Here is a 25,159-nt window from a genome sequence, read left to right as displayed (position 1 = left end):
GAACGGCGCCCCTGCGGCGTTAGAGTCGGCGCTATTGATTTGAGCCGCGGCCGCCACGCGCCAAAGCCGGGAGACGTATAGATGAATGACATTGCCTTGGATCGTTCGGATGCGCCGACGCATCCCTACCCCACCCTGTCCGATCCGGTGCCGGGCAAGCGCGCCGACATCGCCAGCCCGTCCGGCCGCATCGCCCTTTACAGCGCCGGCCCCGCCACGGGCGTCCCGCTGCTGCTGATCCACAGCATCAACGCCACGCCGTCGGCCTATGAGGTCAAGCCGCTGTTCGAGCATTACGCGGGCGCGCGCCCGGTCTATGCGCTCGACCTTCCGGGTTTCGGCCAGTCCGACCGCAGCGATCGCGCCTATAGCGTCAAGATCATGGTCGACGCGATTCACGCCGCGGTCGCCGAGATCGCCCGCGCCCATCCCGGCGCGGTCGACGCCCTGGCTCTGTCGCTGTCCTGCGAGTTTCTCGCCCGCGCCGCGCTGGAGCGGCCCGACGCGTTTCGCACGCTGGCCTTCGTCAGCCCGACCGGCTTCGAAAAGGTGGCGCGCGACGACCCGCAGGGCGGCAATCGCGGCATGCCCTGGCTGCGCGCGGCGCTCAATGTCCCGCTGTGGAGCCGCGGCGTGTTCAACCTGCTGACCAGCCGATCCAGCATCCGCTACTTTCTCGAAAAGACGTTCGGCTCGAAGACGATCGACCAAGGGCTGTGGGACTACGCCTATCTCACCACCCACCAGCCCGGCGCGCGCCACGCGCCCTACTATTTCGTCTCCGGCTATCTGTTCAGCAAGGACGCGCTGCTGCTGTACCATCGCCTGTCCCATCCGGTGTGGATGATCCATGGCGTGCGCGGCGATTTCGTCGATTACCGCCACAAGAGCCTGGTCGAACGCCACGCCAACTGGAGCATCGACGTGTTCCAGTCCGGCGCCTTCCCGCATTTCGAAATGCCGGACGCCTTCACCCGCGCCTATGACGGTTTTTTGGCGCGTCACGCCGATCCGGCCGGCGCGGCTGCTCCCACGGTGGAATGACCGCTGGGTGATCCCTCGCCCGCGCCTTCGGGCCGGGCGAGTCCCGTCATCTCCTCGCTGATGCGCCACAGGCGGCGGTTCGCCTGCGGATCTTGCGCCTGGGCGGGCGCGGGAATCGTCTTGCGGTCGCCGAAATACTGGCCGCTGACGTCCGCCAGTTCAGGAGCCGTCGCCACATGCAGCACGCGCCGCGCCGCGCGCGCGGCCGAGGGAATCGCCCAGCCCAGCAGCCGGGCCACCAGTTTAAAGAACAGGTTTTGCGCGCCGTCGGTCCCGCCCAGGTTGGAATTGAACACGCCGGGAAACACGCAATTGACGGTCACGCCGCTTCCTTGCAGCCGCCGCGCCAGCTCGAAGGTGAAATGCAGGTTGCCGAGCTTGGACTGGCCGTAAGCCTGCATCATGCGGTAGGGCCGCCGCTTCCAGTCGAGATCGTCGAAATCCATCGCCGTGTCGATGCGCGTGCCGACATTGACGATCCGCGCTGGCGCGCTGGCCTTGAGCCGGTCGAGCAAGAGATGGGTCAGCAGAAACGGGGCGAGGTGGTTGACCGCCAGCGCGCGCTCGACGCCGTCGGCGGTCAGGCGACGCTCGGGGAAAGCGGTCCCGGCGTTGTTCACCAGCAGATGCAGCCGCGCGAAACGGTCCAGCACATCCTGCGCCAGCGCGCGGATCGCCGCCTGGTCGGCGAGGTCGGCGACGAAAAGATGCAGATCGTCATTGCCCGAGGCGGCGCGAATCTCTTCAAGCGCGCGTTCGCCCCGCGCCCGGTCGCGCGCCACGAGGCCGACGCGCATCCCCTGCGTCGCCAAGTCCGTGGCGACGGCCTGGCCCAGCCCCGAACTGGCTCCGGTGACCAGGGCGGTCCTCTTCTCGGCGGTTGCGCTCATGATTCCATCCTTTGGCCGTCGCCTTTGCCGTCGAATATGGGGCGCGCCGCCCACGCCGCCAAATGCGGCGGTCGATTTTTTTTTGCGGAAGGTGGAACCACAGGCTTGGCTGGAGGTTTCTAATACAGGAGCAAATAAAGACGGCATCTAAATTGTCGTCTGGCTCTTGAATATCTTCACATAACGTTGCGCTCGCGCGGCGTATGCAACAATCCACAAGGGAGTAAATCATGTCTTCTGTCAGCGACAAAGTGACTGGCGTGGCCAATGAAATCGCCGGCAAGGCCAAGCAGGCCGCCGGCATGGCGATCGACGACACCGAGCTGCGCGCCAAGGGCGCCGCCCAGGAGGCCAAGGGCCGGGCGCAGCAGGCCGCGGGCGAGGCCAAGGACGCCGTGAAGAAAATCGTCGACAAGGCCTGACCGGACGAATCAGCGAGCGGCCCGCGCGGCCGCTCGCTCCATCGACGAAGCGACGCGATCCAGCGGCCGCATATCTTGAACGGCCGTGGAATTCCTCGGCCAGATCCAGCACATCAACGGGCGGGACGCGCCGTCGGCACAAGACCGGCGACCGTGAGCCCGGAAGGAAAAAAACCATGTCGAATAAACTGATTGTCGCCGCGCTCGCCGCCTCCCTGACCCTCTTGGGCGGCTCCGCCTACGCCGGCAGGCTGACCGATGGCGCGCTGGGCGCGGGCGCGGGCGCGCTGGTGGGCGGCCCGGTCGGCGCCGTGGCCGGCGGCGTGATCGGCTATTCCGCGGGTCCCGCGATATCCTGCGGCATGCGCGGCGGCTGTCGCCACCATCATCGGAATCATCGGCATGTCCGCCACTATCGCTGAGGCCCCCGCGCCGTCCCCGGACGTCCGGATGAAAAACAGGGCGGACGCAACGGATAAAACGGAGGACGCGCATGAGTGACGCCGCCAATCCGCCGCCGGGCGCGGACTTGACCCAAGCCGACCAGGACTGGTTTGCGGCGCATCATTGGGACGCCGCGGCCATCCCGCCGGCCAATGCCGACAACGCCGATGATTATCGGCGACGCGAGGCGGCGCTCAACGCCGCCATCGCGCATCTCAGCGTCACCGAACGCGGAGAATCCCGCGAGGGCCGGCTGGCCGCCGCCCTTGGCGCGCGCCTCGCCGATCTGCGCGATCCCGAAGACGACTGACGGCGGTCCGGGGCGACGGACGCGGGACGGCCCTCGCAACAGATTGCGCCGTCCCGCCGGGTCGAGCGGAACAACACGGCCGCGGCTCCGTTCACGTTTCAAAACAATCGCCGGCTTCGACGGAGGATGAATCGATGCTATCTTGGACTCTTGTGTTTCTCATTCTGGCGCTGGTCGCGGGCGGGCTCGGTTTCGGCGGCCTCGCCGCGACATCGGCCCAAATCGCCCGCGTGCTGTTCGGATTGTTCCTGATCCTTTTCCTGGCGACCACGCTGCTCCATCTGTTCGACGCCGCCGCCTGACCTCCGCGCCCCGCCGCCGCCCGACCTTGCGTAGCGTCGGCGCGTGGTTGAAACTGTGGGCGGGCGTCCGTTCCGACCGCGCCCTCCCCCTCTGGCGACGGCTGCCGATGCACCAAACCCGCAAGAAAATCTGGAGCCTCACCACCGCGCTGGCGGCGGTCGGCGCGCTGGCGCTGATCGGCATCATCTATGGCGCGTCGCTGGTGTCCGGCCGCACCGAACAGCTGGCGACCTCGGTCGCCGACGTCGGGCTCGCGGAGCTGAAGATGAACCGCGCCTTCACCCTGGTGCTGGAGGCGGAATCGAGCCAGCGCGGCTATCTGCTCGCGAATGACGCCGGCTATCTCGATCCGTTTCGCGCGACGCGGCCGCGCGCCGAGCGCAATCTCGCCGAAGCCGAAGCCATCCTGCAACGGCTCGGCCCGGGCGCCGATTTAGCCAGCCTGACCGCCGTTCGCGAAAAGATCGCCGAAAAATTCTCGGAACTGGAGCGGACGGTGACGCTGGCGCAATCGGGCCGGCGCGACGAAGCGATGACCATCATGCGCGGCAATCTCGGGCGCGATCTGATGACGCAAGTCCGCGATCTCGTCGCGCAGGAGCAGACCGCGCTCGGCGCGCTGCGCAACCTGCGTCTGGTCGAGCTGCGCGACAGCGCCGCGACGCTGTCGCAACTCAGCGCGCTGGGCGTCGCCGCCGTTCTGGTGCTCGCGCTGTTCGCCGTGTCGCAACTGGCGCGGCAGGCGCGCTCGCTCGCGCTGGCGCAGCAGCAGCTCGCCAGCGCCAACGATGCGCTGGAGCACCGGGTGACGGAGCGCACCCGCGACCTCAGGCGCGCCAATGAGGAGCTGCAACGCTACGCCTATATCGTCAGCCACGATCTGCGCGCGCCGCTCGTCAACATCATCGGTTTTACACGCGAGCTGGAGACGGCGGCGCAATGCGTCGCGCCCGTCTTCGAGCGGCTGGCGGACGCGAGCGAGGAGGCCGATGTCGCCGAGGCGCGCCGCGCCTTGCGCGAGGACATTCCCGAGGCGCTGAAATTCATCCAGTCCTCGACCGGGCGCATGGACGGGCTGATCGCCGCCATCTTGCAACTCTCGCGTCTGGGCGCGGTCGCGCTGCATCCCGAGCCCCTCGACCTCACGGCGCTGGCGCGGGAATGCATCGCCTCGGTGCAGCACCGCCTCAACGACGCCGACGCCAGCGCGGTGATCGACGGCGATCTTCCCGCTCTGGTGGGCGACCGCGCGGCGCTGTCGCAAATCCTCGGCAACCTGCTCGACAACGCCGCCAAATATCTGTCCGACTCCCGCCCCGGCCGCATCATCCTGCGCGGACGCGCCAGCGGATCGCGTGTAAGAATCGAAGTCGAGGACAACGGGCGCGGCGTGGCGCCGCGCGATCACCAGCGGATCTTCGAATTGTTTCGCCGCTCCGGCAAACAGGACAAGCCGGGCGACGGCATCGGCCTCGCCCATGTCCGCACGCTGGCGCGGCGCATGGGCGGGGATATCGAGGTGCGCTCGGACGGCGTCTCCGGCAGCGTGTTCGTTGTGACGCTGCCTGCCGACCTGCGTGGCGTTCTCTCAGCGGAGACAAGGAATGAATGAGCGTATCAAGGCCGTGTCCATCGTCATGATCGAGGACGATGAGGGCCATGCCCGGCTGATCGAGAAAAACATCCGCCGCGCCGGCGTCCACAACGAGATCATCACGTTCGGCAACGGCGCCGACGCGCTGGCCTATCTGCTGGACGCGGACAAGACGCGGCGCGGGCCGCTGCTGATCCTGCTCGACCTCAACCTGCCCGACATGACCGGAATTGACATTCTCGCCCGGATCAAGTCCGATGAGGTCGTCAAGCGTTCGCCCGTGATCGTGCTGACCACCACCGACGACCGGCGCGAAATTCAAAAATGCTATGACATCGGCGCCAACGTCTACATCACCAAGCCGGTGGATTACGACAGCTTCGCCAACGCCATTCGCCAATTAGGACTGTTCTTGTCAGTCATTCAGGTGCCGGAGATCGCATGACCTTGCCTTGTGAGGCCGAAGGCCGAACCGATCTCAACATTTTATTCGTGGACGACGACGAGACCTTCGCAACTCTGGTGCGCAAGCGGCTGGCGCTGCGCGGACATACGGTCGAGACCGTGGCCAATGGCGACGCGGCGCTGGCGCGGATCGCCGGCGGCGGCGTCGATGTCGTGGCGCTCGACCACAGCCTGCGCGGCGAGACCGGATTCGACATCATGGAGCGGATGGGCCCGCGCGGCCCGCGCCCGCCCATCGTATACGTCACCGCCGATTCGGACGCGCGCACGGCGGTGGCCGCGCTGCGGGGCGGCGCCGACGAATATGTGGTGAAGGAGGGACGCGACGAATTCTTCGACCTGTTGAGCGCGGCGATCGAGCATGTCTATGAGCGCTGGCGGCTGAAAATCCTGAACGACGAGCAGGAACAGGCGGTGCGCGAAGCCCGCGACCGCGCGGAAATGCTGCTGCACGAGGTCAACCACCGCGTCGCCAACAGCCTCGGCCTGATCGCCGCGATGGTGCGGATGCAGGCCAATCTGGTCACCGACCCCGCCGCCGCGCAGGCGCTGCAGGAGACCCAGGCGCGCATCACGGCGGTCGGCGGCGTGCATCGCCGTCTCTACATGCACAATCGCGTGGGGCTGGTGGCGCTCGACGATTATCTGGGGGCGCTGGCGACGGAATTGCCGGCGTCGCTGGCCGAGGGCGACGCGGCGCCGACGGTCAGGACCGAGTTCGCGCCGATCACCGTCTGCACCGACAAGGCGGTCTCGATCGGCATGATCGTCGGCGAACTCGTCACCAACGCCATCAAATACGCCTATCCCGACAGGGCGGGCGGCGAAATCCGCATCACCCTTCAGCGCGAAGCCGACGACGGCGCGGCGCTGCGGGTGGCCGACGACGGCGTCGGCTTCGATCCCGACGACGCCGCGCACGGCACCGGCCTGGGATCGAAAATCCTGAAGGCGCTGTCGCAAAATCTGCAAGGCGAGATCGTCAACGAACCGGTGGCGCGCGGCGCCTGCGTCTGCCTGCGCTTCAAGCTCGACACCCGCGATTCCGTCGACGCGGCTTGACCTTGGACGCACGGCCTCAGCCGTGTTCGCCACGCGACAATTGCGCGAGGAGAAAGCCGGCGCCGGCGGCCAGCGCAAGCGCCGCCAGCGGATTGGACGCCACCGATTTCGACAGGATGGAAGCGCCCTGGTCGGCATAGGTTTTCGCGTCGTCGGCGAGGTCGTCGAACCGGTCGAAAGCGCGCGCGCCGGCGCGCCTGACGGCCTCGGCGGCGTCCTCCTTGCGGTCGGAGGCGGCCGAGGCGACCTCCGCCAGCGCCGCGCGCAAGGCGTTCACCGCCTCGTCGACGCTGGTCTGAAATTCGTCGCGTTCGGATTTGATGTTGAAAGCCATGATGTTCACCTTTCGTCGGACAGGCGTTTGCAACGGTCGTTGAGGCAACGTCGCGCGCGAAATCCGGTTCCGTAAAGCTCAGGCCAATTCGAGCGGCGCGGACGCGCCGTTGACGGCGAGATAGTCGCCGCCGAACTCACTGGCGCTGTCCACCCCGAGCAGCGCCAGCAGACGCTTGCGGGCGCGATTGACCCGGCTTTTGATGGTGCCGACGGCGCAGCCGCACACCTGCGCGGCCTCCTCGTAGGACACGCCGGCGGCGCCGACGAGCAGCAGCGCCTCGCGCTGATCCTCCGGCAAAGTCGCCAGCGCCGCCTTGAGGTCGCCGAGATCGAGATGGCCGTTCTGCTCGGGATTGGAGAACAGCCGGGCGGCCTCCTCGCCGTCGGTGTCCGGAACCTCGCGCCGCCTCTTGCGATACTCGGAATAAAACACGTTGCGCAAAATGGTGAACAGCCAGGCGCGCAGCGAGGTGCCCGGCGTGAAGCGGTCCTGGGCGGCCCAGGCCTTGATCAGGGCCTCCTGCACCAGATCGTCGGCGCGATCCTGCTGTCCCGCGAGCGACAAGGCGAAAAACCGCAGCTTGGGAATTTCCTTCAGCAAGGCGGATTTGAAATCGGACGGCGCGGCGGCGTCGGACGTCATCGGCCAGCCTCCGCCATCGCGGCGCTCTCCAGACGCTCCGGCGCCGGGGGCGATGCGGACGCGCGCTCAGCCTGTTCGAGCTGGTCGAGCAGGTCGGTCAATCGCGCGGGAATGGGTTCGTCGGCGGTCGCATTGAACAGTCGCCGGAGCTGAACGCCGAGATGGGCGCTGGCGCCTGGGGACAGAGAAGCCTGATCCTGTTCTTGTCGGGACATGGGAAAAACCTGTGTAGAAGCGCGCGGACGCGAAAAGCGGGACGAAAATTGGCTTGGCCTTGTCCATGAATGCGCCGGCGAAAAAATTGTTCCCGAATTTTGTCGGGAACTTTGGAAGTGTTCGCGCGTATCTGAAAATAGCAAAGCCCAAGACGTCGACCTTTCAAGACGCCGATCCCTCCAGCCCCATTCCGCAATAGCCAGAAATGATGGAGCCGCTTATGTCCCTTTCCGCCCTGATCGCACCGCAACTTCCGTTCCTGCGCCGCTACGCCCGCGCGCTCAGCGGCGCGCAGACCAGCGGCGACGTCTATGTGGCGGCGATGCTCGAAGCGCTGATCGAGGATCCCGCGCTGTTCGACCGCGATTGCGAAAACCGCGTGGCGATCTACCGCGCCTTCTCGCGCATCTGGAACGCCATGCCGATCAACGGCAAAGCGGAAAGCCACGAAGCCGGCGCCGCCGAACGGCGTCTGGCGGAAATCACCCCGCTGCCGCGACAGGCGTTTCTGCTGACCGCGGTCGAGGGCTTCACGCCCGATCAGGCCGCGCAGGTGCTGGAATGTTCGCCCGCCGAACTGTCGTCGCTGATCGAAACCGCCGGGCGCGAGATCGGCGAGCAGGTGGCGACCGACGTGCTGATCATCGAGGACGAGCCGGTGATCGCCATGGATCTGGAAAATCTGGTGCAGGGCCTCGGCCATAAGGTGGCGGGCAACGCCCGCACCCGCGCCGAGGCGGTCGAGATGGCGCTGCGGCTGCGCCCCGGCCTGGTGCTGGCCGACATTCATCTCGCCGACGGCAGCTCCGGCCTCGACGCCGTGCACGACATTCTCGGCGCGTTCTCGGCGCCGGTGATCTTCATCACCGCCTATCCGGAATCGCTGCTGACGGGCGAGCGCCCCGAGCCGACCTTCCTGATCGCCAAGCCGTTCGAGGAGGACATGGTGCGCGCGGTGGTCAGCCAGGCGCTGTTCTTCGACGCCAAGGCGGCGCGCCGGGCCGCGACCGCCGCCTGAACCCAAACGCGGGCCGGCCGGGTCTTGCCAGCCCGGCCGGGAGCCGGTAGCGCTGAAGCTCAACCTTCAGCGCCGGTCCCGCTTCATGAAAATCCCGCGCCGTCTCGGCCTCGTCCTGCTCGCGCTTCTCGCCGCCGCCGCCCTGGCGGCGCTGGCTTATGCGGCCTGGCTGTGGCGGTTCGCGCTGATCCACGGCGCCGACGACGTCCATCGTTTCGACGCGCCCCGGCCCGCCATAACCACGGCCGCTTCCATCGACTACGCCCGCGACGTCAAGCCGATCTTCGAGAAACGCTGCGTGGTCTGCCACGCCTGCTACGACGCGCCCTGCCAGTTGAAGCTCGGAAGTTTTGAAGGGATCGCGCGCGGCTTGAGCGCCGCGCCGGTCTATGACGGCCAGCGCCTCGCCGCCGCCGCCCCCAGCCGCCTCTACATCGACGCCGATACGGCGTCGCAATGGCGCGAACAAGGGTTCTCGCCGGTGCTCAACGAATATCGCACGCGGCCCGGCGACAATCGCGCCCTCAGCCTGATCTCGCGCCTGATGGCGTTGAAGCGGGCGCATCCGCAGCCCGCCTCCGGCTTGTCGGACAAAAATCTCGACTACGGCATCAACCGCGCGCAATCCTGCCCGAAGATCCAGGATTTCAAGCTTTACGAAAAGACCCATCCCGAAGCCGGCATGCCGTTCGGCCTGCCCGGCCTGAGCGCGGCGGAGGAGGCGACGATCAACCGCTGGCTCGACGCCGGCGCCCCCGCGGCCGAGCCGCCCGCCCCGCCGGCGGAGATCCAGCAAATGGCGCGGGACTGGGAGAGCTTCCTCAACGGCGACAGTTTGAAGGAGCGGCTGATGAGCCGCTACCTCTACGAGCACCTGTTCCTGGCCCATCTCTATCTCGACGGCGCGCAGACCGGCCCGGCCTATCGGCTGGTGCGCAGCGCCTCCCCGCCCGGCGCGCCGGTCGCGCAAATCGCCACGCGCCGCCCGTTCGACGATCCCGGCGTCGCCCGCGTCTATTATCGGCTGCAGCCCGACCGCGAGCCGATTGTCGCCAAGACCCACATGCCCTATCGGTTCGACCGAACCCGGATGGCCCGCTATCGCGCGCTGTTCCTGACGCCGGATTACCCGGTGGCCGCCCTGCCCGACTACGACCCCGACACCGCCTCCAACGGTCTGGCGAGTTTCGCCGACATGCCCGAGAGCGCGCGCTATCGTTTCATGCTCGACGACGCGCAATATTTCATCATGACCTTCATCAAGGGGCCGGTGTGTCGCGGACAAGTGGCGCTCAACGTGATCGAGGACCGCTTCTTCGTGTTCTTCCTCGCGCCGCAGACCGAGATCGCGCGCGAGCCCGACGACGTCGCCCGCCGCGCGCTGGAGCGGATGTCGCTGCCCGCCGCCGACGGCAGCGACAGCGCCGCCGTGCTGACCGACTGGCGCAATCTGGCGGCGCAGGAGCAGTCCTATCTCGCCGCCCGCGCCGAAAGCCTGAAGCGCTTCGCCAAGACCCTCGGCGGCCCGCGCCTCGACATGATCTGGGACGGCGACGGCGACAATCCCAATGCGGCGCTCACCGTCCTGCGCCATTTCGACAATGCGACCATCGTGCGCGGGCTGGTCGGCGCCCCGGCCAAGACCGCCTGGGTGATCGACTACGGTTTGTTCGAGCGCATCTATTACCTGCTGGCGGCCGGCTATGACGTGTTCGGCAATCTCACCCACAATCTCAACAGCCGGCTCTACATGGATTTCCTGCGCATGGAGGGCGAGGCCAATTTCATTTCCTTCCTGCCCGCCGGCGCGCGCGCGGCGCAGATCCACTATTGGTATCGCGACGCCTCGCGCGAGACGCTCGAGCATATGCGCGCGCTGGCGCTGACGCCGGACGCTGCGACCGACATCGCCTTCGACGACGGCGACGCCAAGCTGGCGCTCTACGCCATGATCGAACGCCGCCTCGCGCCCGCGCTCGACCGCCGCCTGTCGCTGGCGCGGACGGCGCCGGAGCTGCGCGCCCCGATGGAGGCGCTGGCGGCTTTGCGCGGCCCGGCGCTGTCGTTGATGCCCGAGCTCGCGCATATGGCGGTCGCCGACGCGCGTGGCGAAGTCAGCTATTTCACGCTGGTCAAGGACGCCGGCCATTTCAACGTGACGCGCCTGCTGCTGGAGCGCAACGAACTAGCGCCCGAGGAAAACGCGCTGACGGTGGTTCCCGGCCTGATCGGCGCCTATCCCAACGCTTTGTTCCGGCTCCAGGCTTCGGAGCTGCCGGCGCTGGCGGAGGCCATCGCCGGTCTGCGCACGGAGCAGGATTACGCGGCCCTGAGCGCGCGTTTCGCGGTGCGCCGCACCGATCCGGGTTTTTGGGAGTTCAGCGACGCGCTGCAGGCGGCGGAGGCGCGCATGGATCAGGCCGACCGCGGCCTGCTCGACTACAACCGGCTGGAAAACCGCTGAGGGCGGGCGCGGCTCAGGCCGCGGCGGCGTTGCTCTCGTCGGTGGAGACGCGGTTGCGTCCGCTGCTCTTGGACAGATAAAGCGCCTGGTCGGCGCGCTTGAACAGGGCTTCCGGCGGCTCGCCGCCATGCGATTCCGCCAGCCCGATGGAAACGGTGATCGGCAGCGTCTCCGCGCCGCCCCGGATCGGGAACGGCGTCCCCGCCACCGCCGCGCGCACCCGCTCGGCGATGCGCTTGGCGATATCGCGGCGGGTTTCCGGCATCACGATCACGAATTCCTCGCCGCCGAACCGGCACACCAGATCGGCGCTGCGCACCACGCGCTTCATCCGGCTGGCGAAGCCTTGCAAGATTTCGTCGCCGACATCGTGGCCGTGATCGTCGTTGACCCTTTTGAAAAAATCGATGTCGAGCACCATGGCCGACAGCGGCCGGCCCTTCTGCCCGCATTGCTCCATCAGCGTCGCCAGATGGCTTTGCAGGTAGCGGCGGTTGTTGAGGCCGGTCAGCGGGTCCACCACCGCCATTTCCATCGCCGCCTGCACGTTGGAGCGCAGCGAATCCGCATAGCGTTTGCGGCGCACCTGGGTGCGCACCCGCGCGATGATCTCGTTGGCGTCGACGGGGCGGACCAGATAGTCGTTGACGCCGAGATCGAGGCCGCGCAGCACGCGGGCGCGGTCTTCGATATCGGCCAGCATCAGCGTCGGCGTGTGCCGGGTGCGCTCGACCGAGCGCAACTGGCTGCACAGCCGCAAGCCGTCATAATCGGCCAGGCCCAGGCTGACGATCACCAGTTCGTAAGGCGTGTCGGAGGCCCGGAACAGCGCCTCCTGCGCATCGGTCTCGACATCGACCTGATAGAGGTCGCGCAGCGCGATGGCGATCTTTTCGCTGGAATTGACGCGGTCGTCCACCAGCAGAATCCGGCCGCCCAGCCCGTCGTCGAGCTGGTGGGCCACCGCGCCGGTGACGCCGAGCGTGGCCGAGGTTTCGGCGCGGGCGCGCAATTCGTCCACGCTGGCCTTCAGCCGCGCCAGCGAGCGCACCCGGGCCAGCAGCGCGATCTCGTCGATCGGCTTGGTGAGGAAGTCGTCGGCGCCGGCGTCGAGGCCCCTGACGCGGTCGGAGGTCTGGTCGAGCGCGGTGACCATCACCACCGGCAGATGCAGCGTGTCGGGATTGGCCTTGAGCTTGCGGCAGACCTCGAACCCGTCCATGCCCGGCATCATCACGTCGAGCAGCACGAGGTCGCAATCGCCGCGCTCGCAGATGGCCAAAGCCTCGAACCCGTTGGTGGCGGTGACCACGTCGAAATATTCCGCCGTCAGCCGCGCTTCCAGCAGCTTGACGTTGGGGATGAGGTCGTCGACGACAAGAACGCGCGCGGTCATGGCGCGTCCCCGAGGAACCGGCGCACGGTTTCGAGGAACTTGACGACCGAAATCGGCTTGGACAGATAGGCTTCGCAGCCGCCCTGCAGGATTTTCTCCTCGTCGCCCTTCATCGCGAAGGCGGTGATGGCGACCACGGGAATTTCCGCCAGCGTCGGGTCGTCCTTCAGCCATTGCGTGACCTGCAATCCCGAGACTTCCGGCAACTGGATGTCCATCAGGATCAGGTCGGGGCGGTGCGACCGCGCAAGCGACACCGCCTCCACCCCGTTTTTCGTTTGCAGGGTGGCGTAGCCATGGGCTTCCAACAGATCGTTGAAGAGCTTCATGTTGAGTTCGTTGTCTTCGACGATCAGAACTTTTTTAGCCATGGGGTTCCGTTCGGGCGCGCCCGAGCCTCAGGATTTTCACAATCAGGCTAACGAAGAGAAATTGACGAATTGAAAATGTGCGCGATCCCGCGCTAGGAAAAAGATTGGATTTGACCGATTGACAGGGAATTTCAATTTGGCGCCGTCGAACGCATCAAGAATGAGCCGCGAAATCGCCGAAGATATGGCGACTTCGGCCTTGATTTTCCTGGCGGGGGACGATGAGCTGCTGTCGCGGTTCCTCGCGCTGTCCGGGGTCGATCCCGCGCATTTGCGCGCCGCCGCCGCCGAGCCGGGCTTCCTGCCGGGCGTGATGGCCCATCTGGCCTCCGACGAGGCCCTGCTGCTGCGTTTCGCCGCCGAAACCGGCCGCAAGCCCGAGGAGGTGGCCGCCGCCTGCGCCCTGCTGGCCGGCCCCACGGAATTTTAGCGATCCGGCCTCGTCCAACTGGCGAAGTCGCGAAAACCCGCCTACAACAGCGTAAATTTTAGGCGCCAGATCGGAAGGCACGCATGGTCAAGGTCATTTTCATCAAGGCGAATGGCGAAAAGCGCGAACTGGAAGGACAGCCGGGCCAGACGGCGATGGAGATCGCGCGCAACGCCGGGGTGGATGAAATCTACGCCGAATGCGGCGGCGCCTGCGCCTGCGCGACCTGCCACGTCTATGTGGACAAGGCCTGGGCCGACAAGCTGCCGGCGCCCGAGCCGATGGAAAGCGACATGCTGGATTTCGCCGTCGATCCGCGCCCGACCTCGCGCCTGTCGTGCCAGATCAAGCTGACGGAGCAACTGGACGGGCTGACGCTGGAATTGCCGGTTTCGCAGGGTTGACGCCGGCCAGGGATTTTCGCGCGGCGCGGATGTGTTGAATTGGCGAGAGTTGCAATCTAGAGTTGCTCGCGGTGCGCGGGAGTGCGTTCGGAGCCCCAATCGTTCGCATGGTCATTCAGATCAGACAGCTTGATTCGCCTCAGTGTCGCCCCCGGCGCGGGCGGCCGCCCCCTTCGCCGCAGCCGCTTCCCCTCGCGGGGCGGCGGCGATGAATCCCCGTCTTTCCCACGCCGATCTGGCGCGTGTCCGGGCCGCCGCGCAGACCGGCCCGGACGACGACGTCGCCGAGACAGGCCCCGCCAGCCTGCCGCTCCGGCTTTTGCTGTCGTTTTCCAATCGCGACGACGAGCAAAAGTTCAGCAAGTTCTACAACGCCTTCTATTACCGTTACGCGCAGGCGAGCCTTGTCGTCGGCGCCCTGATGATCATTGGCGACGTCATCGCCGATTCGCTCGCCTATCCGGGCAATCCGACAAACACCCTGCGGCTGACGTCGTGCCTGCCGATCCTCGCCGCCGGCCTGGCTTTCTCGTTCACGCAATACGCGCGCCGGCGCTGGCAGCGGGTGATGGCCGCGTTCATCGTGCTGGTGGGCGCCAGCCTGTTCGCGGTCCTGCTCGAAATCGACCGCCAGGGCGGCATGGGCTTGAAGTCCTGGGTCGGCATCCTGAATTTCGTTTTCTTGCAGATCTACTGCTTTCTCATTCTCGGCATTCAATTCAATTTCGCGCTGGCGGCGGGCTGCGGCCTGCTGGCGATCTTTGAAGCCATCATCGTCGCCGGCGCGACCGCGACCGGGCCGAATGTGCTGTATCTCTCCTATCATGTGGTCACGCTGTTCCTGCTGGCGGCGACCATCGGCTGGTGGCGCGAATATGTGCTGCGCAAGGAGTTTTTGGCGAAAAACCGCCTCAAGGCGGCCCAGCTCGCGCTCAGCGGCCAGAATGCGAAGCTTGAAGGCGAAGTGCGCAAGCGCACCGGCGAATTGGCGATGAGCCAGGACGCGGCGATCCTGACCCTGGCGTCGCTGGTGGAGACGCGCGACAACGAAACCGGCAATCATGTCCGCCGCACCCAGCACTATGTGCGGGAACTGGCCCGCGAACTCCGCAACCACCCCAAATTCGCGGCCGCCCTCAGCGAAAAGCAGATCGAGACGATGTTCAAATCCGCGCCCTTGCATGACATCGGCAAGGTGGGGATTCCCGATCATATCCTGCGCAAGCCCGGACGGCTTGAGCCGGACGAATTCGAGATCATGAAGACGCATACGACGATCGGCCATCAGGCGATCGAGACGGCGCAGCGCGAGCTGGGAATCAAGCTGGATTTTCTCGATTGCGTGCAGGAAATCGCGCTCAACCATCATGAGAAATGGGATGGGAGCGGCTATCCGCGCGGGCTGTCGGGCGACGCCATCCCGGTGTCGGCGCGGCTGATGGCGGTGGCCGACGTCTATGACGCCCTGATCAGCGAGCGGGTTTACAAGAAGGCGCTCAGCCACGACGAAGCCGCCGCGGTCATAAGGGAGGGCCGCGGGCGCCATTTCGATCCGGATGTAGTCGACGCCTTTTTCGCCATCGGCGACAAGATCACGGCGATCGCCCACCGCTTCAGGGATTGAGGTCCGGCGGGCGCGCCGTGACATTCGCGCCGGCATGGCGTAGGCGTCGCCGATCCTCCTTCCACGATTTGGACGAGCGGCGCCATGAACACAGAAGCCAGGCCCATTGTTTCGACCACGGCGGAGTTGCGCCGGTCGAAATGCGACCGCGCCAGCTTCGCCGCCCAACCGCGCCTGCCGATTCGCGTGGTGCTCGACCGGGTGACGCAGGCGTATAACATCGGCGCGATGTTTCGGCTGTGCGACGCGATGCTCGCCGAGCGGCTGGTGGTCACCGGCGTCGCGGTCGATTTGACCAAGCGCAATCTGGGCCAGGCCGCGTGCGGAACCCAGCATTGGACGCCCTGGTCGCAAGCGCCCTCGGCTGTCGAGGCCGTCCTCCAGGCCAAGGCTGAGGGATACCAGATCGCCGTCGTCGAGTTGGCGTCGAACAGCATTGCGCCGGAGGCGTTCGCGCCGAAATTTCCCCTGTGCCTCGTGCTGGGCGGCGAGTTCGACGGCGTCTCCCAGGAGGTCGTCGATCTCGCCGACGCCGCGATTGAAATTCCGATGCGCGGCATGGCCAATTCGCTCAACATTTCCACGGCCGCCGCCATTGTTCTCTACCAGATGTCGCGCCGCGCCGAACCCGCCGGCGCCTGATTCATTCCGGCGACAAGCTCGCCGGGCGCGTCTTTACATTTTCCTTATGACCGCCGGCCGCCTTCCGAATGGAAGCCTTACGCGGCCTTGCGGCAATCTTCGCTCCATAGACCCCGCAACGGAGCGAAATTCATGTCGGACGTCATTTTCATCTCGTTGGGCCTCGCCCTGATCGGCCTGACGGCGCTCTACGCGCGCGCCCTGACCCACGCGTGACGGAGGCGATCATGTTCGATTCGATCGCCGGTCTTCTCGTCGCCCTCGCCCTTGGCGCGTACCTCGTGGTCGCGCTGCTCAAGCCCGAACGCTTCTGACGCAGGAGCAATCCCATGACACTCAATGGATGGCTGCAAATCGGCCTCGTCCTCGGCCTCGTGCTCGTCGCGGTCCGGCCGCTCGGCCTCTACATGGCCGCCGTGTTCGAGGGACGCCGCACGCCGGCCTCGCTCGCGCTCGGGCCGGTGGAGCGCGGTTTTTATCGGCTCGCCGGCGTCGCGCCCGACAAGGAACAGGGCTGGCTCGCCTACACCCTGGCCATGCTGACCTTTTCGGCGCTCGGCTTCGTCTCGCTCTACGCGATCCTGCGGCTGCAAGCTTATCTGCCGCTCAACCCGCAGGGGTTCGACGGCGTGGCGCCGGACCTCGCCTTCAACACCGCGATCAGCTTCCTGACCAACACCAACTGGCAGGCCTATGGCGGCGAAACCACCATGAGCGCCTTCTCGCAAATGGCCGGCCTCGCCGTGCACAACTTCCTGTCGGCCGCGACCGGCATCGCGCTGGCGCTCGCCGTCACCCGCGCCTTCGCGCGCGGCGGGGCGACGACCATCGGCAATTTCTGGGTCGATCTCACCCGCGCCACCCTCTATGTCCTGCTGCCGCTTTCGATCGTCGTCGCGCTCGGCTTCGTCGCCGCCGGCGCGCCGCAAACGCTGGCGGGTTCGGTGGACGCCACCACGCTCGAAGGCGCGAAACAGACCCTCGCGCTGGGGCCGGTCGCCAGCCAGGAGGCGATCAAGCAACTGGGCACCAACGGCGGCGGCTTCTTCAACGTCAACGCCGCGCACCCGTTTGAAAATCCCAACGCCTTCGCCAACATCCTGCAAATCTGGTCGATGCTCACCGTCTCCGCCGCTCTGCTGATCATGTTCGGCGAGATGGTCGGGTCCGAGCGCCAGGGCTGGGCGCTGTTCGGCGCCGTCGGCGCCCTCCTGCTGTGTGGCGTGGCGCTGGTCTATGCGTCGGAAACCGCGGGCGATCCGCTGCTGACCGCGCTCGGCCTCGATCCGGCGCAGGGCAATCTCGAAGGCAAGGAGATCCGCTTCGGCCAGGCGCTCACCGCCCTCTATGTCGCGGTCACCACGGGCCTGTCCTGCGGCGCCGTCAACGCCATGCACGATTCCCTCACCCCCCTCGGCGGCCTGGTTCCGCTGTTCCTGATCCAGCTTGGCGAGGTGCTGCCGGGCGGCGTCGGATCGGGCCTCTATGGCCTTCTGGCGTTCGCCGTGCTCAGCGTGTTCATCGCCGGGCTGATGGTCGGGCGCACGCCGGAATTTCTGGGCAAGAAGATCGAGGCGCGCGAGATCAAGCTGGCCATGCTGGCGGTGCTGATCCTGCCGCTGGCGATCCTCGGCTTCACCTCGGTCGCGGCCGTGCTGCCGGCGGGGCTGGCGAGTCTGGCCAATTCCGGCCCGCACGGCCTGTCGGAAATGCTCTACGCCTACACCTCGGCGGCCGGCAACAACGGCTCCGCCTTCGCCGGGCTCAGCGCCAACACGCCGTGGTGGAACACCACCACCGCCATCGCCATGGTCCTCGGCCGCTTCGGCTATGCGGTCCCGGTGATGGCCATGGCCGGCTCGCTCGCCGCCAAGAAGAAGGGCGCCCCGAGCGCAGGCACGTTCCCGACCGACGGCCTGCTGTTCGTCGGCCTGCTGATCGGAATCATCCTCATCGTCGGCGGCCTGCAATTCTTCCCCGCGCTCGCCCTCGGCCCGATCGTCGAGCACGTCCTGATGCTCGCCGGCAAGACTTTCTAAGCGTCACGCATTTTCTTCACGCGAACCGGAATCCACTTCGCTCGAAAATGCTCTGCAAGGAGCCTCCGATGTCTATGAAATCCGAAGCCCGCGCGCGCGCCCTGCTCGATCCCGCCTTGATCATCGAGGCGGCCGGCGTGGCCGTGAAAAAGCTGAATCCCGCGCAACTCATGCGCAATCCCGTCATCTTCGTCACCGAAGTCGTCGCCGCGCTGGTCACCATACTGGCGCTGCGCGACAGCCTGTGGGGCGGCGCCGGCCCGTCGTTCTTTTCGGGCCAGATCGCCGCATGGCTGTGGTTCACCGTGCTGTTCGCCACTTTCGCCGAAGCGCTCGCCGAAGGACGCGGCAAGGCGCAGGCGGCGAGCCTGCGCGCCACCCGCAGCGACACGATGGCGAAGCGGCTGATCGACCCGCAGGGCCGCGACCATCTCGACGGCGTGGTGGAAATCGTCAGCGCGCTCAGCCTGCGTCCCGGCGACGTCGTGCTGGTGGAGGCCGGCGACGTCATTCCCTCCGACGGCGAGATCGTCGAGGGCATGGCCTCGGTCAACGAAAGCGCCATCACCGGCGAATCCGCCCCGGTGATCCGCGAGGCCGGCGGCGACCGCTCGGCGGTGACCGGCGGCACCACCGTCCTGTCCGACTGGATCAAGCTGCGCGTCACCGCGCAGCCCGGCGAAACTTTCGTCGATCGCATGATCGCTTTGGTCGAGGGCGCGGAGCGGCAGAAGACGCCGAACGAACTGGCGCTGTCGGTGCTGCTGGCGGGCCTGACGCTGATCTTCCTGATCGCCGTGGTCACGCTCTACGGCCTCGCGACCTATTCCGGCGCCGTTCCCTCCGTGGTGGTGCTGGTGGCGCTGCTGGTCACGCTGATCCCCACCACCATCGGCGGCCTGCTCTCCGCCATTGGCATCGCCGGGATGAACCGCCTCGTGCGCTTCAACGTGCTGGCGACCTCCGGCCGCGCCGTCGAGGCGGCGGGCGACGTCGATACGCTGCTGCTCGACAAGACCGGCACCATCACGTTCGGCAACCGCATGGCGGCGGAATTCATCGCCCTGCCCGGCGTCGATCCCCGGCGCCTGGCGGAAGCGGCGCTGCTCGCCAGCCTGTCCGACGAGACGCCGGAGGGCCGCTCCATCGTCGCTCTGGCCAAGGCGAACTTCGGCCTCGCCGACCCCGACCTGTCCGGCGACGCGCCGGACATCGTGCCCTTCGCCGCCCACACCCGCCTGTCCGGCGTGGATTTTTCCAGCCGCCGCCTGCGCAAGGGCGCGGTGGATTCGGCGCTCAAATTCGCCCGCCTCGCGCCCGACGAGGCGCCGCCGGAATTCCGCGCCGCCGTCGACCGCATCAGCCGCGCCGGCGGCACGCCGCTGGCGGTGGTCGAAACCCGCGCGTTGCAGACCCGCGCCGCCGGCGCCGACGCCGTCGCGATGCACGCAAGCGAATTGCTCGGCCTGATCCACCTCAAGGACGTGGTCAAGCCCGGCATCAAGGCGCGTTTCGCCGAATTGCGCGCCATGGGCATCAAGACGGTGATGATCACCGGCGACAACCCGCTCACCGCCGCCGCCATCGCCACCGAAGCCGGCGTCGACGATTTCCTCGCCGAAGCCACGCCCGAGGACAAGCTGAAGTTCATCAGAAAGGAGCAATCCGGCGGCCGCCTCGTCGCCATGTGCGGCGACGGCACCAATGACGCGCCCGCCCTCGCCCAGGCCGATGTCGGCGTCGCCATGCAGACGGGGACGCAGGCCGCGCGCGAGGCCGGCAACATGGTCGATCTCGACAGCGACCCGACCAAGCTGATCGAGGTGGTGGAGATCGGCAAACAGCTTTTGATGACGCGGGGATCGCTCACCACCTTCTCCATCGCCAACGACGTCGCCAAATATTTCGCCATCCTGCCGGCTTTGTTCGTCACGGCCTATCCGAGCCTGAGCGCGCTCAACGTGATGCATCTGGCCTCGCCGCAATCGGCCATCCTGTCGGCGGTGATCTTCAACGCCGTGATCATCGTCGCGCTGATCCCGCTGGCGCTGAAGGGCGTGACCTATCGCGCGGTCGGCGCGGCGGCGCTGCTGCGGCGCAATCTGCTGGTCTATGGCCTCGGCGGCCTGCTCGCGCCGTTCGTCGGCATCAAATTGATCGACGTCGCCGTGGCGGCGCTGCATCTGGCTTGAGGAGACTCTCCATGTCGCATCTCCGTCCCGCTCTGGTCCTGCTGCTGCTGTTCACGGCGCTGACCGGGATCGTCTATCCGCTGGCGCTGACCGGCGTCGCCGCCGCGATCTTTCCGCAACAGGCCGGCGGCAGCCTGATCGTCCAAGACGGCAAAATCGTCGGCTCCCGGCTGATCGGCCAGAACTTCGCCTCCGACGTCTATTTCCACCCGCGCCCCTCGGCGACGACCGCGCCCGACCCGAACGATGCCGGCAAGACGGTCGACGCGCCCTATAACGCCGCCAACTCAGCCGGCTCCAATCTCGGCCCGACCTCGAAAACTCTTGTCGAGCGGGTCAAGGCGGCGGCGGAGGCCAAGACCGCCGAAGGCTGGACCTCGCCCCTGCCCGCCGACGCGCTGACGACGTCGGCTTCGGGCCTCGACCCCGACATCTCGCCCGCATACGCGCTGGCGCAGATTCCGCGCGTCGCCGAGGCGCGGGGCCTGGACGCGGCCAAACTGCGCGCGCTGGTCACGGCGCAGACCAAGCGCCGCTGGCTCGGCCTGATCGGCGAACCGCGCGTCAATGTGCTCGCGCTCAACATCGCCCTCGACGCGTTTCATGCGCGACAGTAACGCATGAGCGAAAACGCAAGCGACCGCCGCCCCGACCCCGACGCGCTGCTGGCGCTGGCGGATGAGGGGCGGCGGGGGCGCCTAAAAGTGTTTCTGGGCGCCGCGCCGGGCGTCGGCAAGACCTATGCGATGTTGCAGAACGCCCGCCGCCTCAAGGCGGAGGGCGTCGACGTTCTGATCGGCCTCGTCGAAACCCATGGCCGCGCGGAGACGGCGGCGCTGGTCGAAGGGCTCGACGTTCTGCCCCGCCGCGAGATCGCCTATCGCGGGCGCACGATCGAGGAATTCGATCTCGATTCCGCGCTGGCGCGCCGGCCGAAACTGATCGTGGTCGACGAGCTCGCCCACAGCAACGCGCCCGACAGCCGTCATCCCAAACGCTGGCAGGATGTCGAGGATTTGCTCGACGCCGGCATCGACGTCTGGACTGCGCTCAACATCCAGCATCTCGAAAGCCTCGCCGACGTCGTCAGCCGCGTCACCGGCGTCACCGTGCGCGAAACCGTGCCCGACGGCGTGCTGCAAAAGGCGCAGGATGTGGTGCTGGTGGACATCACCCCCGCGGAGCTGATCGAGCGTCTGCGCGAAGGCAAGGTCTATCTGCCGGAGACGGCCAAGCGCGCGACGCAAAAGTTTTTCACCCCCGGCAATCTCACCGCGCTGCGCGAACTGGCGCTGCGCCGCACGGCCGACCGGGTGGACGACCAGATGGTCGATTACCTGCGCCAGAACGCCATCGAAGGCCCTTGGGAAACATCGGATTACCTGCTGGTGTGCCTCGACGCCGACGCCGGCGCCGAAAAGCTGGTCCGCGCCGCAAGCCGGCTGGCGACGCGGCTCAACGCCGCCTGGATCGTCGTCCACGCCGAACGCCCCGGCCATCAGGAAAGCGACCCTGTTCGCCTGAAACGGCTCGATTCCGCGCTGCATCTGGCGGAGCGGCTCGGCGCGGAAACGCGGCGGCTGACGGCCGCCGACCGCATCGGCGAAATCCTGCGGCTGGCCCGACGCGAGAACGTCACGCAGATCGTGGTCGGCCGCCCGCGCGAAACCCTGTGGCGGCGGCTGACCGGCTCCGGTTTCGTCGCCACGCTGGCGGCGCAGGCGCCGGACATCGCGCTTTACACGCTGGGCGCGCCCGAACCGCCGCCGAGGAAACGCGTCGTCAGGATCGCGCGCCCGGCGCGGCTTTGGACCGGTTTCGCCGCCGCTATCGGCGCTGTCGCCGCAGCGGTGGGCGTGGGCCATGCGCTGACGCTGGCGCTCGATCTGCCCAATCTCTCCATGGTGTTTCTGCTGGCGGTGCTCGGCTGCGCCGCGACTTATGGCCCTTGGTCGGCGGTCGCCGCCTCGTTCCTGTCGTTCCTGGCCTATAATTTCTTTTTCATTCCGCCGATCCACACGTTTACTGTCGCCGAGCCGCAGGAGGTGCTGTCGCTGCTGGTGTTCCTGATCGTCGCGGTGGCGACGGGATCGCTGGCGGGCCGCGTCCACGATCAGGCGACGGCGGCGAGCCGGCGCGCCGAGGCCATCGCCGCGCTTTACGCGTTTTCCCGCAAGCTGGCCGGCGCCGCGCGGCTCGACGACGTGCTCTGGGCTTCCGCCACTCATCTGCACCGGACGCAGGGCGGGTCGATCGTGCTGCTGCTGCCGCAGGACGGCGAACTCCAGTTGCGCACGGCCTGGCCCCCGGACCGCGAACTGTCGGCCGGCGAAGTCGGCGCCGCGCAATGGGCGTTCGACAAGCAGGAGGCTTCGGGCTGGCGCACCAACACGCTGCCCAATCTCGCCATGCAGTTCAGGCCTCTGCTCAGTCCGCGCGGGGCGGTCGGCGTCTGCGGCTTCACGCCGCTCGCCGCGGACGCGCCGCTGGCGCCGGAACAGGAACGGGAACTCACGGCGCTGCTGGAACAGACGGCGCTGGCCATCGACCGCTCGCTGCTGATCGGCGAGGCCGTGCGCGCCGCCGCGCTGGAGGACAACGAAAAGCTGCGCACGACGCTGCTGTCGTCGCTGTCGCACGACCTGCGCACGCCGCTGTCCTCGATCACCGGCGCGGTGACCACGCTGCGCCAGTTCGGCGCGCAAATGCCCGAAGAAGACCGCGAAGATCTGCTGGCCTCCATTGAGGAGGAGGCCGCGCGCCTGTCGCGCTTCGTCGCCAATCTGCTGGACATGTCGCGGATTGAATCGGGCGCGCTAAAACTGCGGCGCGACATGATCGAGACGTCGGAATGTGTGCGCGCCGCCGCCGAGCGCAGCCGACGCGTGTTCCCGCAGTTCAGGATCGAGACCAGCGTGGCGCGCGACCTGCCCTTCATCCAGGGCGACGCCCAGATGCTGGAGCAGGTGCTGTTCAACCTGCTCGACAACGCCCACAAATATGGCGGCGAACGCGGCGCCGTGATTCACGCGCGCCAGCAGGGCGACAAGGTGGTGATCAGCGTCACCGACGACGGTCCCGGCGTGAAGCCGGCCGATCTCGTCCGCATCTTCGAAAAGTTCTTCCGCGGCGGCCGCTCCGACGGCCGCAAGGCCGGAACCGGGCTCGGCCTGTCGATCTGCAAGGGGCTGGTGGAGGCGATGGGCGGAACGATCGAGGCGCAAAGCCCGGCGGCGCGCCGGCGCGGAACCCGCATCCTCCTACGCTTTCCCGCCGCGCGGATGAAAATGCAGCCCGAGACATGAGCGGCCGGCGGCAGGTTGCGAAGGCCGCGCGAAATCCCTCCTGTCATGACGAAGGCAGGCGCCTGCGCTTTTCAAGACCCGTCATACTTCTTGATGACGAATTAGAATTACACATTCTCATGCGTCAATAACTTCACGCGCCTCTTTTTCAACGGCGTTTTTTGCTAAATGTTCTGAAATCGCTTTAATCTTATATTCATAAGAAGTTGATGAAATACACCTGTTTATTTTGAGGCGCCATCCATGAAGCGTACACAGCGTGCGAAGCCAGGTGTTTTCCTTGGCGACGACTTGACTATACGGAGCATCGGTGACGCAAGAGCCGACCTGGCCGGCTCCGCCGACCGGCGCGCCAGATGCGCCGACATCAGCCTCGTCCGCCTTCCCAAATTTTGAAACCCGGTCACACCTCCATCGCATCATGAGCACGCCCATGCGCATCACCATCAAGCTCAAACTCGTCTTGGCCTTCGCCTTCCTCATCGCGCTGATCGGCGGCATGGGAATGTTGGCCATCTCCAATCTCGCGGGCTTGCAGAGCGCGATCGCGCAGCTGGTTCAAGGCCCGGCGGCCGACCTCAACAATGCGCGCGGCCTGAGCACGGCGTTTCTCAACAGCGTGCGCTTTGAAAAAAACATCATCTTGAGCACCGACCAGGAGGAGATCGCCCGCTTCCAGAAGCAGGAGTCCAAGGCTAGCGAGGAGGCGGCCGGATATTCCGGCAAGCTGAAGGCCTCCGGCGACCCCGAAATCGTCAAGGGCGCGCAGGAGTTCGAGCCGCTGTTGGAGCAATTGCGTCCGCTGCGCAAGAAGATCGTGGATCTCGGCATCGAGAACACCTCCGAATCCAACGCCAAGGCCGCCGACCTGAGCATTCATCAGGGCGCCGAGATCAACGGCAAGATCATCGGCGTCATCAACAAACTCTCGGACCGGACCATCGCCAATATGGCGACCACCGCCGAGGCGACCCACCAGCAATACGAAACCTCCCGCGTGGTGCTGCTGTCCTTCATCGCCGCCGCCGGACTGTTCGCGATTGTCGTGGCGATCTGGATGTCGCTCAACATCGGGCGCGGCCTGCGTCGCGGCATCGAAACCGCCGAAGCCGTGGCGATCGGCGATCTGGAGACGAATATCAGCTACAAGGCCAATGACGAGATCGGCGATCTCATGACCGCGCTCGGCCGCATGACCGCCAATCTGCGCGAAACCGCGAGCGTCGCCGCCAAAATCGCCGACGGCGACCTGCTGGTTTCGCCCAAGGCGCTGTCCGACAAGGATACGCTGGGCCATGCGCTGACGCGGATGGTCGAGCGCCTGCGCGCCGTCGTCACCGACGCCATCGGCGCTTCGGGCAACGTCTCCTCCGGCAGCCAGCAACTCTCCGCCGCCGCCGAGCAGATCGCCCAGGGCGCGACCGAACAGGCCTCCGCCGCCGAGGAAGCCTCCTCGGCGATGGAGGAAATGGCCGCCAACATCAAGCAGAACGCCGACAACGCCGCCCAGACCGAGAAGATCGCGCGCCAGTCGGCCAAGGACGC

27 protein-coding genes are annotated in these 25,159 nt (G+C 66.8%); 20 read left to right on the top strand and 7 right to left on the bottom strand.

Annotated features, from left to right (window positions below):
- Positions 1-81: 81 nt before the first annotated feature.
- Entirely contained in the window at positions 82-1,044 is a 963-nt protein-coding gene (locus CFB24_RS14040) for an alpha/beta fold hydrolase (RefSeq protein ID WP_088521267.1), read from the top strand.
- On the opposite strand, the gene CFB24_RS14035 is transcribed toward CFB24_RS14040, so the two are convergent.
- Positions 1,002-1,934 (bottom strand): SDR family oxidoreductase, encoded by a 933-nt coding sequence (locus CFB24_RS14035; protein ID WP_088521266.1) that lies wholly within the window; start codon positions 1,932-1,934, stop codon positions 1,002-1,004. The genes CFB24_RS14040 and CFB24_RS14035 overlap by 43 nt on opposite strands.
- Positions 1,935-2,164: 230 nt before the next feature.
- Here CFB24_RS14035 and CFB24_RS14030 point away from each other — a divergent pair, with 230 nt between their 5' ends.
- The 7 genes from CFB24_RS14030 (at position 2,165) to CFB24_RS14000 (ending at position 6,534) form a co-directional block, all read left to right on the top strand.
- Positions 2,165-2,356 carry a CsbD family protein gene (locus CFB24_RS14030; RefSeq protein ID WP_088521265.1) on the top strand — a complete coding sequence of 64 codons (192 nt, stop codon included), beginning with the start codon at positions 2,165-2,167 and terminating at the stop codon, positions 2,354-2,356.
- A 176-nt stretch (positions 2,357-2,532) separates the two neighbouring features.
- The gene (locus CFB24_RS14025) at positions 2,533-2,778 is read left to right on the top strand and encodes a hypothetical protein (protein WP_088521264.1); all 246 of its coding nucleotides are present in this window, start codon (positions 2,533-2,535) and stop codon (positions 2,776-2,778) included.
- Between the two features lie 71 nt (positions 2,779-2,849).
- On the top strand, positions 2,850-3,110 hold the full coding sequence (locus tag CFB24_RS14020; RefSeq protein ID WP_088521263.1) for a hypothetical protein: 261 nt from the start codon (positions 2,850-2,852) through the stop codon (positions 3,108-3,110).
- 134 nt (positions 3,111-3,244) lie between these two features.
- A complete protein-coding gene (locus tag CFB24_RS14015; protein WP_088521262.1) occupies positions 3,245-3,412 on the top strand; it encodes a DUF1328 family protein in 168 nt (55 codons plus the stop codon).
- Positions 3,413-3,519: 107 nt separating this feature from the next.
- Complete coding sequence (locus tag CFB24_RS14010) at positions 3,520-5,025, top strand: sensor histidine kinase (protein WP_088521261.1); 1,506 nt, start codon at positions 3,520-3,522, stop codon at positions 5,023-5,025.
- Positions 5,018-5,452, top strand: a complete 435-nt coding sequence (locus CFB24_RS14005) for a response regulator (RefSeq protein ID WP_088521260.1) — start codon at positions 5,018-5,020, stop codon at positions 5,450-5,452. Before CFB24_RS14010 ends, CFB24_RS14005 begins: the two co-directional genes overlap by 8 nt.
- Positions 5,449-6,534, top strand: coding sequence for a sensor histidine kinase (locus tag CFB24_RS14000; RefSeq protein ID WP_088521259.1), 1,086 nt, complete (start codon positions 5,449-5,451; stop codon positions 6,532-6,534). Before CFB24_RS14005 ends, CFB24_RS14000 begins: the two co-directional genes overlap by 4 nt.
- Positions 6,535-6,550: 16 nt before the next feature.
- Here the strand turns inward: CFB24_RS14000 and CFB24_RS13995 are convergent, their stop codons facing one another.
- From CFB24_RS13995 to CFB24_RS13985, 3 genes are all read right to left on the bottom strand, one after another.
- Positions 6,551-6,868 (bottom strand): hypothetical protein, encoded by a 318-nt coding sequence (locus CFB24_RS13995; protein WP_088521258.1) that lies wholly within the window; start codon positions 6,866-6,868, stop codon positions 6,551-6,553.
- A 78-nt stretch (positions 6,869-6,946) separates the two neighbouring features.
- The gene (locus CFB24_RS13990) at positions 6,947-7,513 is read right to left on the bottom strand and encodes a sigma-70 family RNA polymerase sigma factor (protein ID WP_088521257.1); all 567 of its coding nucleotides are present in this window, start codon (positions 7,511-7,513) and stop codon (positions 6,947-6,949) included.
- On the bottom strand, positions 7,510-7,728 hold the full coding sequence (locus CFB24_RS13985) for a NepR family anti-sigma factor (protein ID WP_088521256.1): 219 nt from the start codon (positions 7,726-7,728) through the stop codon (positions 7,510-7,512). The genes CFB24_RS13990 and CFB24_RS13985 overlap by 4 nt, the downstream gene beginning before the upstream one ends.
- A 221-nt stretch (positions 7,729-7,949) precedes the next feature.
- Here CFB24_RS13985 and CFB24_RS13980 point away from each other — a divergent pair, with 221 nt between their 5' ends.
- Together CFB24_RS13980 and CFB24_RS13975 are read left to right on the top strand one after the other, a co-directional pair.
- On the top strand, positions 7,950-8,747 hold the full coding sequence (locus tag CFB24_RS13980; protein WP_088521385.1) for a response regulator: 798 nt from the start codon (positions 7,950-7,952) through the stop codon (positions 8,745-8,747).
- Positions 8,748-8,832: 85 nt separating this feature from the next.
- A complete protein-coding gene (locus CFB24_RS13975) occupies positions 8,833-11,211 on the top strand; it encodes a fatty acid cis/trans isomerase (RefSeq protein ID WP_088521255.1) in 2,379 nt (792 codons plus the stop codon).
- 13 nt (positions 11,212-11,224) lie between these two features.
- On the opposite strand, the gene CFB24_RS13970 is transcribed toward CFB24_RS13975, so the two are convergent.
- Positions 11,225-12,607: a PleD family two-component system response regulator gene (locus CFB24_RS13970; protein ID WP_088521254.1), complete on the bottom strand. Its 1,383-nt coding sequence runs from the start codon at positions 12,605-12,607 to the stop codon at positions 11,225-11,227.
- Entirely contained in the window at positions 12,604-12,978 is a 375-nt protein-coding gene (locus CFB24_RS13965; protein WP_088521253.1) for a response regulator, read from the bottom strand. The genes CFB24_RS13970 and CFB24_RS13965 overlap by 4 nt, the downstream gene beginning before the upstream one ends.
- A 160-nt stretch (positions 12,979-13,138) precedes the next feature.
- Between CFB24_RS13965 and CFB24_RS13960 the strand changes: the two genes are divergently transcribed.
- The 9 genes from CFB24_RS13960 (at position 13,139) to CFB24_RS13920 (ending at position 23,614) form a co-directional block, all read left to right on the top strand.
- Positions 13,139-13,408: a DUF3572 domain-containing protein gene (locus tag CFB24_RS13960; protein ID WP_088521252.1), complete on the top strand. Its 270-nt coding sequence runs from the start codon at positions 13,139-13,141 to the stop codon at positions 13,406-13,408.
- Between the two features lie 83 nt (positions 13,409-13,491).
- Positions 13,492-13,812, top strand: coding sequence for a 2Fe-2S iron-sulfur cluster-binding protein (locus CFB24_RS13955; protein WP_088521251.1), 321 nt, complete (start codon positions 13,492-13,494; stop codon positions 13,810-13,812).
- Positions 13,813-14,020: 208 nt separating this feature from the next.
- Positions 14,021-15,436, top strand: coding sequence for an HD-GYP domain-containing protein (locus tag CFB24_RS13950; protein WP_206605441.1), 1,416 nt, complete (start codon positions 14,021-14,023; stop codon positions 15,434-15,436).
- Between the two features lie 84 nt (positions 15,437-15,520).
- On the top strand, positions 15,521-16,078 hold the full coding sequence (locus CFB24_RS13945) for a TrmH family RNA methyltransferase (protein WP_088521250.1): 558 nt from the start codon (positions 15,521-15,523) through the stop codon (positions 16,076-16,078).
- Between the two features lie 212 nt (positions 16,079-16,290).
- A complete protein-coding gene (kdpF, locus tag CFB24_RS13940) occupies positions 16,291-16,392 on the top strand; it encodes a K(+)-transporting ATPase subunit F (protein WP_088521249.1) in 102 nt (33 codons plus the stop codon).
- Between the two features lie 15 nt (positions 16,393-16,407).
- Positions 16,408-18,117: a potassium-transporting ATPase subunit KdpA gene (gene kdpA / locus CFB24_RS13935; protein WP_088521248.1), complete on the top strand. Its 1,710-nt coding sequence runs from the start codon at positions 16,408-16,410 to the stop codon at positions 18,115-18,117.
- A 74-nt stretch (positions 18,118-18,191) separates the two neighbouring features.
- The gene (kdpB, locus tag CFB24_RS13930) at positions 18,192-20,309 is read left to right on the top strand and encodes a potassium-transporting ATPase subunit KdpB (RefSeq protein ID WP_088521247.1); all 2,118 of its coding nucleotides are present in this window, start codon (positions 18,192-18,194) and stop codon (positions 20,307-20,309) included.
- Positions 20,310-20,320: 11 nt separating this feature from the next.
- Entirely contained in the window at positions 20,321-20,926 is a 606-nt protein-coding gene (gene kdpC, locus CFB24_RS13925) for a potassium-transporting ATPase subunit KdpC (protein WP_088521246.1), read from the top strand.
- A 3-nt stretch (positions 20,927-20,929) separates the two neighbouring features.
- Positions 20,930-23,614: a sensor histidine kinase gene (locus tag CFB24_RS13920; RefSeq protein ID WP_088521245.1), complete on the top strand. Its 2,685-nt coding sequence runs from the start codon at positions 20,930-20,932 to the stop codon at positions 23,612-23,614.
- A 117-nt stretch (positions 23,615-23,731) separates the two neighbouring features.
- Here the strand turns inward: CFB24_RS13920 and CFB24_RS22590 are convergent, their stop codons facing one another.
- Positions 23,732-24,049, bottom strand: coding sequence for a hypothetical protein (locus CFB24_RS22590; protein WP_141098449.1), 318 nt, complete (start codon positions 24,047-24,049; stop codon positions 23,732-23,734).
- On the opposite strand from CFB24_RS22590, the gene CFB24_RS13915 reads away from it, so the two are divergent.
- On the top strand, positions 24,048-25,159 hold a 1,112-nt coding region (locus CFB24_RS13915; RefSeq protein ID WP_176440446.1), incomplete at its 3' end, for a HAMP domain-containing protein. The two genes, CFB24_RS22590 and CFB24_RS13915, sit on opposite strands and share 2 nt — an antisense overlap.

It is taken from the genome of Rhodoblastus acidophilus, assembly GCF_900187365.1.
In the GTDB taxonomy this organism is placed as follows: Bacteria; Pseudomonadota; Alphaproteobacteria; order Rhizobiales; family Beijerinckiaceae; genus Rhodoblastus; species Rhodoblastus acidophilus.
This window is presented reverse-complemented; position numbering and strand designations above follow the sequence as displayed.